13 protein-coding genes are annotated in these 12,290 nt (G+C 66.5%); 7 read left to right on the top strand and 6 right to left on the bottom strand.

Annotated features, from left to right (window positions below):
• Positions 1–189 precede the first annotated feature (189 nt).
• Entirely contained in the window at positions 190–1,473 is a 1,284-nt protein-coding gene (locus tag ABIC35_RS04095) for a hypothetical protein (RefSeq protein WP_121076909.1), read from the top strand.
• A 21-nt stretch (positions 1,474–1,494) separates the two neighbouring features.
• Here the strand turns inward: ABIC35_RS04095 and ABIC35_RS04090 are convergent, their stop codons facing one another.
• The 3 genes from ABIC35_RS04090 to dapA form a co-directional block, all read right to left on the bottom strand.
• Positions 1,495–2,040, bottom strand: a complete 546-nt coding sequence (locus ABIC35_RS04090) for a DUF2062 domain-containing protein (protein ID WP_121076907.1) — start codon at positions 2,038–2,040, stop codon at positions 1,495–1,497.
• A gap of 1 nt (position 2,041) precedes the next feature.
• Entirely contained in the window at positions 2,042–2,524 is a 483-nt protein-coding gene (smpB, locus tag ABIC35_RS04085) for an SsrA-binding protein SmpB (RefSeq protein ID WP_010545579.1), read from the bottom strand.
• Positions 2,525–2,591: 67 nt separating this feature from the next.
• Positions 2,592–3,473 carry a 4-hydroxy-tetrahydrodipicolinate synthase gene (gene dapA / locus ABIC35_RS04080; protein ID WP_121076905.1) on the bottom strand — a complete coding sequence of 294 codons (882 nt, stop codon included), beginning with the start codon at positions 3,471–3,473 and terminating at the stop codon, positions 2,592–2,594.
• 71 nt (positions 3,474–3,544) lie between these two features.
• On the opposite strand from dapA, the gene ABIC35_RS04075 reads away from it, so the two are divergent.
• The 3 genes from ABIC35_RS04075 (at position 3,545) to ABIC35_RS04065 (ending at position 6,425) form a co-directional block, all read left to right on the top strand.
• The gene (locus tag ABIC35_RS04075; RefSeq protein WP_121076903.1) at positions 3,545–5,536 is read left to right on the top strand and encodes a lytic transglycosylase domain-containing protein; all 1,992 of its coding nucleotides are present in this window, start codon (positions 3,545–3,547) and stop codon (positions 5,534–5,536) included.
• Between the two features lie 15 nt (positions 5,537–5,551).
• Complete coding sequence (gene greB, locus ABIC35_RS04070; protein ID WP_121076901.1) at positions 5,552–6,031, top strand: transcription elongation factor GreB; 480 nt, start codon at positions 5,552–5,554, stop codon at positions 6,029–6,031.
• A 115-nt stretch (positions 6,032–6,146) separates the two neighbouring features.
• On the top strand, positions 6,147–6,425 hold the full coding sequence (locus ABIC35_RS04065; RefSeq protein ID WP_121076899.1) for an acylphosphatase: 279 nt from the start codon (positions 6,147–6,149) through the stop codon (positions 6,423–6,425).
• A 10-nt stretch (positions 6,426–6,435) separates the two neighbouring features.
• Here the strand turns inward: ABIC35_RS04065 and ABIC35_RS04060 are convergent, their stop codons facing one another.
• A complete protein-coding gene (locus tag ABIC35_RS04060) occupies positions 6,436–7,101 on the bottom strand; it encodes a DUF3108 domain-containing protein (RefSeq protein WP_121076897.1) in 666 nt (221 codons plus the stop codon).
• Between the two features lie 103 nt (positions 7,102–7,204).
• Positions 7,205–8,884, bottom strand: coding sequence for an energy-dependent translational throttle protein EttA (ettA, locus tag ABIC35_RS04055; protein ID WP_121076895.1), 1,680 nt, complete (start codon positions 8,882–8,884; stop codon positions 7,205–7,207).
• A gap of 237 nt (positions 8,885–9,121) precedes the next feature.
• Between ettA and ABIC35_RS04050 the strand changes: the two genes are divergently transcribed.
• Together ABIC35_RS04050 and ABIC35_RS04045 are read left to right on the top strand one after the other, a co-directional pair.
• Positions 9,122–10,501 (top strand): M20/M25/M40 family metallo-hydrolase, encoded by a 1,380-nt coding sequence (locus ABIC35_RS04050; RefSeq protein ID WP_121076893.1) that lies wholly within the window; start codon positions 9,122–9,124, stop codon positions 10,499–10,501.
• 149 nt (positions 10,502–10,650) lie between these two features.
• Entirely contained in the window at positions 10,651–10,875 is a 225-nt protein-coding gene (locus ABIC35_RS04045; RefSeq protein ID WP_121076891.1) for a hypothetical protein, read from the top strand.
• Positions 10,876–10,932: 57 nt separating this feature from the next.
• Here the strand turns inward: ABIC35_RS04045 and ABIC35_RS04040 are convergent, their stop codons facing one another.
• The gene (locus ABIC35_RS04040; protein WP_183049373.1) at positions 10,933–11,520 is read right to left on the bottom strand and encodes a PAS domain-containing protein; all 588 of its coding nucleotides are present in this window, start codon (positions 11,518–11,520) and stop codon (positions 10,933–10,935) included.
• Positions 11,521–11,665: 145 nt separating this feature from the next.
• On the opposite strand from ABIC35_RS04040, the gene folE reads away from it, so the two are divergent.
• Positions 11,666–12,280: a GTP cyclohydrolase I FolE gene (gene folE, locus ABIC35_RS04035; protein ID WP_121076889.1), complete on the top strand. Its 615-nt coding sequence runs from the start codon at positions 11,666–11,668 to the stop codon at positions 12,278–12,280.
• Positions 12,281–12,290 lie beyond the last annotated feature (10 nt).

Raw genomic sequence — 12,290 nt, 5'->3', positions numbered from 1 at the left:
GGCAGTATCAAATCGCCGTGCCACGCTGACGTTACGGGGGACGCAAGCGCAGCATTGCCGCGGCTGCGCGCGACAGGGCCATCGATCGCATCGGGAACGGAGCGTTCGATGTGCACCGGCTGTTCGGCGCGCCTCTATCCTTGCGACCTCGCCGCGCGTCCGCCGCCAACTATAGCTGGGACAGGGACCATGTACGACCTCACGCAGACGACATTTCTCTTTTCCTATTTCGTAAACGCCGGCGCGCAGGTGACCGGCACCGCGCCGCAGATCGCCGCCTTTCTGGATCTCGCGCTCGATCACGGCGGCAAATGGAGCAACGGCGCCCAGACCTTCTCGGTCAGCGGGCTGCTCGACAAAATCGGTGACCAGTTGATTGGACAGGACTGGAAGGTCGCCTGGGGACCGGCGGTCTACCAAAGCCGGCAGGATGCCCGCGCCGACAATGCGATGGCCGTACTCCATAGTGCCTCGCAAGACCTCTACGTCGTGGCAATCGCCGGCACCGATCCCAACGACGCCTATGACTGGCTCAAGGAGGATTTCCCCGTCGGCCCCAACGACATGGTAGATTTCCCGCTCGCCGACCCGGCGATCCCGCCCGTGGGTCACAAGGCCGATGCAAGCCGATCGCAGGTCTCGCTGGGCACGGCGCGTGGGCTCCACCATCTGCTCGAAAACTTGGTCGATCAGGACGGCAACAAGGCGTCGCTGATCGCCTATCTGCAGACGCTGGCACCGAGCGGAAACGGCACGCCTCGGATCATTTTCGCCGGCCATAGCCTCGGCGGCGCGCTGTCCGCCGCCTTGCCGTTGCAGGTCCTGTCGATGATCGAGGACTGGACGTGGACGGGCCAGGGAGGCGTGGTCAACATCCTGCCAACCGCCGGGCCGACGCCCGGCAACGCGGTGTTCGCCGAGGCCTGGGGGGCGGCTTTCCCGGCCGCGCCGGTCGCGGGCCTCAATGCCGGCAACCAGGTATCGGCGCTCAACGTCCCCATCGCCAACGACAAGGATCTCGTTCCTCACGCCTGGACCGCCATCTACGCTACGACGCCGGACAGCGCCGATCCCTTCTATTTCTTCGATTTCAGGCCGCTGGCGCAGACGCTGCAATCGCTCACGGTGACGATCGGCCCAGGCCTGTGCGACGTCGTGCATCACTTCGCCACGCGCGCGCAGACCGACGGCAACGGCGCCAACGCCGCCGTGCTGCCCGGACGCACGTGGCTGCCTGCCAGCTTCCCGATCAGCTATTTCGACAAGGATACCGGGACTTTCAGCTCCTATTCCCTCCCGACCGGCGAGGTCATCGACCCCTTCACGCTGCTGAAGGTCGTCGGCAACGTCCATGTCTGGGGTTATTTCCCGTTCTTCGGGATCAAGGCCACGGACCTGCCCTTCCCGACGGCCGTGGAGGAGGGCCAGAGCGTGTTCGGGAAAGCGCAGGTGATCGCACCCGAAGCGGTGTAGCGAAAGCGGCGGCAGCCGCGGTCAGTCGATTGCGGCTGCCGCGGCTCGCGCGCGCTGTCGCCGCCGCCACTTGCCGGCGATCCACCAGCGCCAGAGCAGCGCGCTGCCGACATACCCCAGCAGCGCCAGCGCGGCGGTGAGCGTCAGCAGCCCTACCAGAATCGCAGGGCCCAGATCCTGCAACAGCCAGTCGAGCCAGCTCGGGCCCGCGGCCGACGTAACGGCCACACCGGGGCCGAGGATCTTGCTGCCGAGCCAATAGGCGGCGAGCCACAGCGGCGGCGTCGTCAACGGATTGGTGAAGAACGTGGTAGCCGCCGCCGCCGGGATGTTGGCACGCAGCGGCAGCGCGAGGAATGCCGAGGCCGGGATCTGCCCCATCGGCACGAGAATGCCGGTGACCATGCCGAGCGCGACGCCACGCGGTACCGATCGACGGGTAAAGCGCCACAGCGAACTGTGCATCACCCGGCTTGCAACCGGCTTCAGCCAGCGATTGGTCTCGATCGATTCTCGGCTGGGGATCGCCTTGTCCGCCAGGCGACGCAGGCGGCCCGGCGCAGCCATCTCATCCGCGGTCACGGAGGATGCGCGACTGTTCGCGCTTCCAGTCGCGTTCCTTGATGGTCTCGCGCTTGTCATGCGTCTTCTTGCCCTTCGCCAGCGCCAGCTCGACCTTCGCGCGCCCCTTGCCGTTGAAATAGACCGACAGCGGGACCAGCGTCATGCCCTCGCGGGCAACGGCGCCATGCAGCTTGTTTATCTCGCGCTCGTGAAGGAGCAATTTACGCGGCCGCTTAGCCTCGTGATTGAAGCGGTTGCCGTGGCTGAACTCGGGGATATTGGCGTTGACCAGCCACACCGCCTCGTCCTTCACTTCGGCATAAGCCTCGGCGATCGAGCCCTCGCCGAAGCGCAGCGACTTGACCTCGGTGCCGGTCAGCACCAGGCCGGCTTCATAGGTCTGCTCGATGAAATAGTCGAAGCGGGCGCGCCGGTTCTCGGCGACGGTTTTGACTTTGTCGAAGGTAGCGGGACGCGGACGGGCCATAAGAGGGCGGGATGTAGGGATGCTCGGCCCGGAGCGCCAGACGTTTGTTGGCGCCCCGGCACGAAGCTCAGATCAGCCCGGCGAATTCCAGCGCGGCGTCGACCGCCTTGCGGCTCGCCTCGCCCGCCTCGGTCATCGGCAGGCGGAGTTCCTGCGGGAAGCCCGGACGCACCCGACTCATCGCATACTTGACCGGGCCCGGCGAGGCATCGGTGAACATCGCGATGTGGAGCGGGTAGAGCTTGTCGTGGAGCGCCAGCGCGCGCGCATTGTCGCCCGCCGCCCATGCTGCCTGGAAGTCGGCGCACAGCTTCGGCGCGACATTGGCGGTCACCGACACGCAGCCGACGCCGCCCATTGCGTTGAACGCCAGCGCCGTCTCGTCATTGCCCGAGAGCTGGACGAAGTCGGTGCCGCAGCCCGCACGCTGCTCGGAGACGCGGCTGAGGCTGCCGGTCGCATCCTTCACGCCGACGAACGTCTCGGGAAAGGCCTTCACGATCCGCGCCATGGTGGCCGGCTGGATGTCGGTGACGGTGCGGCCGGGCACGTTGTACAGCACGATCGGCAGGTCGGTCGCCTCGGCCACCGCGGCGAAGTGGCGGAAGATGCCTTCCTGGCTCGGGCGGTTGTAATAGGGCGGCACCATCAGCGCGGCATCCGCGCCGGCATCCTTTGCGGCATGGACATTGTCGATCGCCACCTTGGTGTCGTTCGAGCCGGCGCCAGCGAGAATCTTCACCCGGCCTTTCGCCTGATCGGCACAGACCCGCACGATGTGGAAATGCTCGTCCTTGGGCATGGTCGCGGCCTCGCCGGTGGTGCCGCAGGGCACCATCGCCGACGAGCCTTCGGTAATCTGCCATTCGACGAGCGCGCGGAAATCCTCCTCCGCGAACGCGCCGCTACGGAACGGCGTGACGAGCGCAGGGATCGATCCAGAAAACATCGCGCGGAATCATCCTCTTTTTTCGGTAGAAACGGGGTGGCAGATACGGGCGGATCTCCTATCATGTCCAGATGGTCGGTACGGTACTCAAAGGCGCGTTGGTGTTCGCCGGTGTTTCGGGACTGGCGGCCTCCTCGCAGGTGACCCCTGCGATGCTGGCGGCCCTGGCAGGCGGCTTCGTGCCCCACGCACAGGCCCAGTTCGATCCGGTGAGTAGCGCGCTGGTCGAATGGAAGCGCCTGCAGCAGTCGGACAATTACGCCTTTTCCGACTATGCCAATTTCCTCCTCGCGCACCCCGGCTGGCCCGGCGAGAAGAGCCGGCGCGCGGCCGCCGAGACGATCCTCGACAGCGGCGCGACCATGCCGGACCTGGCCGTCCGCTTCTTCACCCGCTTCCCGCCGATCACGCCTGCCGGACGCCTGCGCTATGCCGAGGCGCTCGCCGCCACCGGACGCCGCGCCGAGGCAGAGGACCAGGCACGCCGCGCCTGGCGCGCCGGCATCCTGCGCACCGTCGACGAGAGCAAGCTGCTCACGACCTTCGGCACCGCGCTGCGACCTGCCGATCACGACGCCCGCGAGGACATGCTGCTCTGGCAGGGCGCGACCAGCATCGCGACGCGGCAGCTGGTCTATACCTCGCCCGAGCTCCGCCCGGTGTTCGACGCGCGGATCGCCTATCGCACCAACGCCTATGATGCGGCGACCAAGGCGAGCCTGGCGGAGGCGCGCGGTGGCGCCGACCATGGCTATATCGCCGATCGCGCGCGCTGGTTGGGGCAGACCGGCCAGACGCAGCTGATGCGGTCGTACCTCGCCCAGCCGCGCCGCATGGCCGGCTTCCCGGGCGATCCGGAAAAATGGTACGAGGTGCTGCTTTCGGCCGCACGCGGCGCGCTGGCGGACGGGCAATACGACCTTGCCTACCGCATCGCCTCGCAGGTCGACGACGCCTTCCCCTCGGGCACCGACGTCAGCGAGCTCTCGCTCGGCGTGCGCGACGATTATACCAGCCTCACCTGGCTCGCGGGCACGGTGGCGCTCTACAATCTCGGGCGGCCGAACGATGCCGTGGGCATGTTCGCCCGCTATGGTCATGGCTCCAAGACGCCGGGCACGCAATCGAAGGGTCTGTACTGGGCGGGTCGCGCTGCCGAGGCGGCGGGCAACGCCACCAGCGCGCGCACCTATTACGCCAGCGCCGGCGGCTTCCCGGACCTGTTCTACGGCCAGCTCGCGGTCGAGCGGCTCGGCCAGCCGCTGCGGGGCCCGCGCGACCTCACCGGCAAGACGGCCTCCCCCGGCGCCCGCGAGGCTTTCTACCGCAGCGAGCTCGTCCGCGCCGCCCAGCTGCTCGGCCAGATGGGCAACCGCAGCGACCAAAGCCTGTTCCTCCGCAAGATCGCCGAGGATGCGACCACCGAGGACGACCACCTCCTTGCCGCCGATCTCAGCCGCACGCTCGGCCGTCCGGACCTGGGGGTGATGGTCGGGCGGAGTGCGCTCCAGAACGGGCTGTCCGACTATAGCGCCGCGGGCTATCCGTCGGTGAAGGTGCCCGAGGGGCAGCGCGATTACTGGACGATCATTCACGCGATCGCCCGCCAGGAAAGCCAGTTCAACCGCGACGCGGTCAGCCGCGCGGGCGCCCGCGGGCTGATGCAGCTGATGCCCGGCACCGCGCGCGAGACCTCGCTCAAGATCGGCAGAAGCTATGATCCCAGCGCGCTCAACGCCGACACCGACTACAATATCGAGCTGGGCTCGAACTATTTCCAGCGGATGCTGAACTACTATGGCGGCTGCTATCCGCTGGCGGTCGCCGCTTACAATGCCGGCCCCGGCAACGTGAACAAGTGGCTCAACGCCTATGGCGACCCGCGCCTGCCCGGCGGCGACATGGTCCGCTGGATTGAGCAGATCCCGATCTTCGAGACCAAGAACTATGTCCAGCGCGTGCTGGAAAATGCCGTCGTGTACGACCTGATGAATCCCTCCTATGCGCGCAGCAAGGGGACGGCAAACCTCAGCTGGTATCTGGGCAAGAGCCGGCCGGGCTGATAGCGCGGGCTGATCATGAACGATCGCCCCAACTATATCACCCCCGCCGGCTATGCCGCGCTCAAGGCCGAGTACGACCAGCTGTTCGGGCAGGAACGCCCCAAGCTGGTCGAGACGATTTCTTGGGCGGCGGGCAATGGCGATCGCTCGGAAAATGGCGATTACATCTATGGCCGCAAGCGGCTGCGCGAGATCGATCGGCGGCTGGGTTTCCTCGCCCGGCGGATGAAGGCAGCCAAGGTTGTCGATCCCAGCCGGCAGGAGGATCGCAGCGGCGTGTTCTTCGGCGCCTGCGTGACCATCGCCGACGAGGACGACAACCACCGCACACTCACCCTGGTCGGCGACGACGAAGCCGATGCCGCCAAGGGCTTGGTCGGCTGGAACGCACCGCTCGCCCGGGCACTGCGCGGCGCGCGGATCGGCGACCTGCGCCGCGTGACCCTGCCCGCGGGCGAGCGCGAATATGAAGTGATGGCGATTACCTACCCCTGACGCGCCGGGGTCTGCCGGGTTTGCGGCGGACCGTGCCCCCGCCCCGCTCCGCATCTGTCCCGGACTGCTACAGATACTCCCGGCCCGACATCATGGGCGTGTACAAAGGGAGCATATGGCGCAGCAGCGAATCCTGGTTTCGGGACGGGTACAGGGGGTCGGCTATCGCGACTGGGTAGTGCGCACCGCGCAGCGCGGCGGGCTAACCGGTTGGGTGCGCAATCTGCGGGACGGGCGTGTGGAGGTGCTCGCCGCGGGTGAAGACACCGCGCTAGGCCTCTTCGTCGAGGCATGCCGCGAAGGCCCTACCATGGCGCGGGTCGAGCATGTCGAAAGCGTCGCCGTGCCCGAGGACAAGCCGCACAAGGGCTTCACCAAGCGGTTCACCGCCTGATCCAAGCGGATCAGGGTTCGGCCAGCGCGCTGCAATCGCCGCCGAGATGCTGGCCGAACATTGGGGTTTCGGTGCCCAGTTCCGCCGCCGGGTTCTTGCCGATCTGGTAGCGGACGATGCGGCCGTTGCCGGCATCGGCATCCACCAGCCAGGCATCCTGGCCTTCGACCTTCGCACTGCCGACCACCTTGAGGGTGAAATGCCCAAGACCCTTGTCGTACTGGAAGAAGGGCAATTCGTAGCTCTGCCCCTCGGCAAGCGGCAGCGCGGCGAAGGTCAGCCCCCATAGATTGCCGTCCCACACCGCGCCGGGGGCCGAGACCTGCGTATCGGCCTTGTCCGGCCGCGTCACCTGGATCGTCGTGCCGTCATAGCGGACGCGGACATGCTCCACGCCGTCGCGGCGGCTATCCATGCGCAGCGGCCGCAGGTCGCTACGCCGCAGCACGAAATGGTCGCGCATGTCGAACTTGCCGTCGCCGACGCGCTGGTGGACGATGATTTCCCAGACGGGGTTGCCGCCGTCCGTCGCGGCGCGGACACGCTGCCAAGTCTCGCCGATCGGCTTGCCCTCGCGGGTGAGCGCATAACAGGCGCTGCCTTCGCGGAGCCGGGAGCCGTCGGGCACCGCTGCCTCCGGCAACGGCATGGCGGCGATCAGCATCAGTGCAAGCATCCTACGGCTCCCCTCTGGTCGAGGGCCGTACTATAGCAGCAATACACCGCGGAAAAGCAAGCGCCGGATCGAGCCGGTAGGGCTCGATCCGGCGCGTTCAGGCTCAGCGCGTCAGCTTCTTGTAGGCCAGCGCGGTCGGACGATCGGCGGCGTCGCCCAGGCGACGGCGCTTGTCTTCCTCATAGGCTTCGAAGTTACCCTCGAACCATTCGACATGGCTGTTGCCTTCGAAGGCGAGGATATGGGTGGCGAGACGATCGAGGAAGAAGCGATCGTGGCTGATCACCACGGCGCAGCCCGCGAAATTCTCGATCGCCTCTTCCAGCGCGCCCAGCGTTTCCACGTCGAGATCGTTGGTCGGTTCGTCGAGCAGCAGCACGTTGCCGCCGCGCTTCAGCATCTTGGCGATGTTGACGCGGTTGCGCTCACCACCCGAAAGCTTGCCGACGATCTTCTGCTGATCCGCGCCCTTGAAGTTGAACGCGCCGACATAGGCACGCGTCGACTGGTCGTGGCCGTTGATCTTCATGTAATCGAGGCCGTCGGAGATTTCCTGCCAGACGTTCTTGCTGTCGTCGAGGTGGTCGCGGCTCTGGTCGACATAGCCGAGGCGCACGGTCGAGCCGATGTCGATCTCGCCCGAATCCGGCGTTTCCTGGCCGGTGAGCAGCTTGAACAGCGTCGACTTGCCCGCGCCGTTCGGCCCGATCACGCCGACGATGCCGCCCGGCGGCAGCATGAACGAGAGGTTCTCGAACAGCAGCTTGTCGCCATACGCCTTGGAGATGTTCTTGGCCTCGATCACCTTGCCGCCCAGGCGCTCGGGCACCTGGATGACGATCTGGGCCTTGCCGGGCGTGCGGTTCTCCTGGCTGGCGACCAGCTGCTCGAACTTGGCGATACGCGCCTTCGACTTGGTCTGGCGGGCCTTGGCGCCCTGCCGGATCCATTCGAGCTCGTCCTTGATCGCCTTCTGGCGGCCGGTGGCCTCGCGGTCTTCCTGCTCGAGGCGCTTGGCCTTCTTCTCGAGATAGGTCGAGTAGTTGCCTTCGTACGGGAAGTACTTGCCGCGATCGATCTCGAGGATCCATTCGACGACATTGTCCAGGAAGTAGCGGTCGTGGGTGATCATCAGCACCGCGCCGGCATATTCCTTGAGGTGGTTTTCCAGCCAGTTGACGCTTTCGGCGTCGAGGTGGTTGGTCGGTTCGTCGAGCAGCAGGATCGACGGCTTCTGGATCAGCAGGCGGGTGAGCGCGATGCGGCGCTTTTCACCGCCCGACAGGTTCTCGACCGGCCAGTCCGACGGCGGGCAGCGCAGTGCTTCCATCGCGATCTCGAGCTGGTTGTCCAGGCTCCAGCCGTCGACCGCGTCGATCTTGGCCTGGAGATCGCCCATCTCCTCCATCAGCGCGTCGAAATCGGTGTCCTCCTTGGGATCGCCCATCTCGGCCGAAATGGCGTTGAAGCGATCGACCATGTCGGCCACTTCGCGCGCGCCGTCCTTGACGTTCTCGAGCACGTTCTTGGTCGGGTCGAGCTGCGGCTCCTGCGGCAGATAGCCGACGGTGATGTTCTCGCCCGGCCATGCCTCGCCGGCGAAATCCTTGTCGATGCCGGCCATGATCTTCATGAGCGTCGACTTACCCGCGCCGTTCGGACCGACGATGCCGATCTTGGCGCCCTGGTAGAATTGCAGGTTGATGTTGTTGAGCACCGGCTTGGGGGCGCCGGGGAAGGTTTTGGTCATGTCCTTCATGACGAAGGCGTACTGCGCAGCCACGGTGGCGGATCTCCGTTGCGAGAATTCTAAATGCTGGAAAGACGCGTGGCATGTAGCGATGCGGGCGCGCGTTGGCAACGCGGGGGTTCGCGGAGGGACTGTGTCTCACGGAGACCAACAAATGGTCTGGAATCCCTCCACCCCAACCCCCTCCTCCGAGGAGGAGGAGCTTAAACATGCTTCACAAACCGCTCATCCCCCATTGCAATCGTTCCACCGCTGGTTAGCATCCGCAGCATGACCAAGCGCCTCCTGCTTGCGGCCGCTGCCGCGCTAGCCCTTCCCCTTCCCGCCGTCGCCCAGACTGCCGACCAGGTTGCCAAGGTGCGCGACGCCGCGCTGCAGGACACTGTCGCCTGGGACGTGGTCGAAGGCCTCACCACCGAGATTGGCCAGCGCCTCGCCGCCACGGAGGCCGAGGCGCGCGCCCGCGCCTGGGCCGTCAAGAAGCTCACTGCGCTGGGCTTCCAGAACGTCCATATCGAAACCTACCGGATGCCGGTCTGGGTCCGCGGCGTGGAAACGGCCGAAGTGCTCGGCGGCGCCGCGCAGAAGCTGACTATCGCCGCGCTCGGCTATTCAGGCTCGACGGGCGCGCAGCCGCTGGAGGCAGAGGTGGTCTATTTCGCCTCGCTTGCCGAGCTCCAGGCCGCGCCCGCCGGCAGCCTCAAGGGCAAGATCGCCTTTATCGACCATGCGATGGTGCCGACCCAGGATGGCTCGCAGTACGGCTATTACGGCGCCGTCCGCCGCGCCGGCCCGAGCATCGCCGCGACCAAGGGTGCGGCCGCGGTGCTGATCCGCTCGATCGGTACCGACCATCACCGCAATCCGCACACCGGCGTCACCACCTGGGCGAAGGGCGTCTCGCCGATTGCCGCCGCCGCGCTCTCGGTACCCGATGCCGAGCAGCTGGTGCGCCTCGTCAAGCGCGGCCCGGTCAAGCTGCGACTGAGCGTCACGCCGCAGTTCAAGGGCGAGGCCGAGTCCGGCAACGTGATCGCCGACATTCCCGGCAGCGATCCCAGCGCGGGCATCATCGTCGTCGGCGGCCATCTCGACAGCTGGGACCTCGGCACCGGCGCGATCGACGACGCCTCGGGCGTGGCGATCACCACTGCCGCAGCACTCCAGGCCGCCAAGCTCGGCCAGCCGCGCCGCACGATCCGCGTCGTCTGGTTCGGCGCGGAGGAAGTCGGCGGCTTCGGCGGCGCGGCCTATGCCAAGGCGCATGCCAAGGAGCGCCATGTGCTCGCGATGGAATCCGATTTCGGCGCCGACCGCGTCTGGAAGTTCGAGACCAACCTGCCGCAAGGCGCCAAGGCGATCGGCGACCGGCTGGAAACCGCGCTCTACCCGCTCGGCATCGAGCGCGGCCGCGGCACCGCGCATGGCGGCACCGATGTCGAGGGCATCCTGGCGCTCGGGGTCGGCACGATCGGGCTCAACCAGGACGGGCTGCGCTATTTCGACCTGCACCATACGCCCGACGACACGCTCGACAAGATCGATCCCGCGCAGCTGCGCCAGAACGTCGCCGCCTGGGCTTCGATGCTGGCGATCGCGGCCAACGCACCCGAGGATATCGCCGCTGTCCCCGCCGAAAAGGAAGAGTGAGGGCACGTCCCGAATTCGGGCGGAAACATGGCAAAGTCACGGCGATGCGACATATTTGCGTTTGACGCGTTGCTCGCCGTGCCCCATGCAGCGGGCTGACGCGCGGCCTCTTTCGGTTGCGCAACGAATTTGAACGTAGGAGCAACCGGATGACCAAGCTTCGCCTGATGGCCGCGGCAGCCCTGCTGACGTCGCTTGCGGCATGCGGCGGCGGCGAAGGCAATCTGTCCGACGGTGCGAACGTCGCGCCCGAGGCCAATGCGATGATCTACCAGAACGACGCCGAGGATCGCGCCAATGCCGAGGCCGAGGCGATGATCGGCAACGCCGCGCCCGACAACGGTGCCGATATGCCGGCCGCCAACGCGCAATAAGCCGTACCGGCCGAACCGATCAGGGGCGTTCCTCCAGGGGCGCCCCTTTTTCGTGGCTCAATAGCCGGCTTCGATCGCCATCCGCACGGCATCCGCCGCGGTGCGGACGCCTAGCGCGCGGAACATCGCCGCGCGGTGCATCTTGATCGTCCGCTCGGTCAGGCCGAGGTCATAGGCGATCTGCTTGTTGAGCTTGCCCGCCGCCATCGCGATCAGCACCGAGCGCTGGCGCGGCGACAGTGCGCCGATCTTGTCGCGGGCGATCGTGGCGCGGTGGGCGGTGCCGTCCTTCGGCCCCTCGACTTCCATCTGCGAGCCGAGGAAATATTCGAGCTCGCCATCCTCGCCGAAGATCGGCGCCACCAGCAGCGCGTTGCGGAACGGCGTGCCGTCCTTCTTGTAGTTGAGGATCTCCACCATCACCGGCCGCTTCTCGCGCACCCCGGCGCTGAGCGCTTCGCTGAGCCACGGCTCGGTCTTGTCGCCGGCAAGGAAGCGGCAATTGCGGCCGAGGATCTCGTCGCGTCGATAGCCGGTCAGCGCCACGAAGGCGTCGTTGCAATCGATGATGGGATTGTCGGGGAGTCTGGGGTTGCTGAGCACCGCGGCGACGGCGCTTCCGGCGATCATGTCGGTCAGTGGCATTGGTCGGCTTTCCGCATCCTTTTGGGGCCGCAAATCTGCATACCCTTTTGTCCATGTTCCCGGTTTCCCCCGGGTTCCTCATGTGGAGGACACTCGATGCCGGCGCGCCACGCAAATGCTGCCGGTGAAACGAAAGGTAGGCCCGATGAACTTCTTCTGCAACGATATAGAACGGGCCGACAACGAACCTGCGCAGGAAATGGTCCCCGAGGAAGTGCAGGAAGCGGTCCGCACCCTGCTCCGCTGGGTCGGCGAGGACCCGGAGCGCGAAGGGCTGCGCGACACGCCGATGCGCCATGCCAAGGCCTGGCGCGAATATTGCGCCGGCTATGACGAGGACCCCGGCATGCACCTCGCCCGCACCTTTGAGGAAGTGGCGGGCTATGACGAGATCGTGCTGCTGAAGGACATTCCCTTCCAGTCGCACTGCGAGCACCATCTCGCGCCGATCACCGGCAAGGCATCGATCGCCTATCTGCCGAAGGACCGGGTGGTCGGCATCTCGAAGCTCGCCCGCGTGCTCCACGGCTATGCCCGTCGCCTGCAGATCCAGGAGCGGCTGACCGCCGAGATCGCCCAGGCAATCTGGACGCATCTCAAGCCCGCCGGCGTAGCGGTGGTGATCGAGGCGCAGCATGGCTGCATGACCGGGCGCGGGGTGAAGACCCACGGCGTCGGCATGGTCACCAGCAGGATGCTGGGCTGTTTCCTCGAGGATCGCAGCAGCCGGGCCGAGCTGATGTCGCTGATGGGCTATTGAGCGGGATCGC

This window comes from Sphingomonas trueperi, assembly GCF_040545965.1.
Lineage (GTDB): Bacteria > Pseudomonadota > Alphaproteobacteria > Sphingomonadales > Sphingomonadaceae > Sphingomonas > Sphingomonas trueperi_C.
This window is presented reverse-complemented; position numbering and strand designations above follow the sequence as displayed.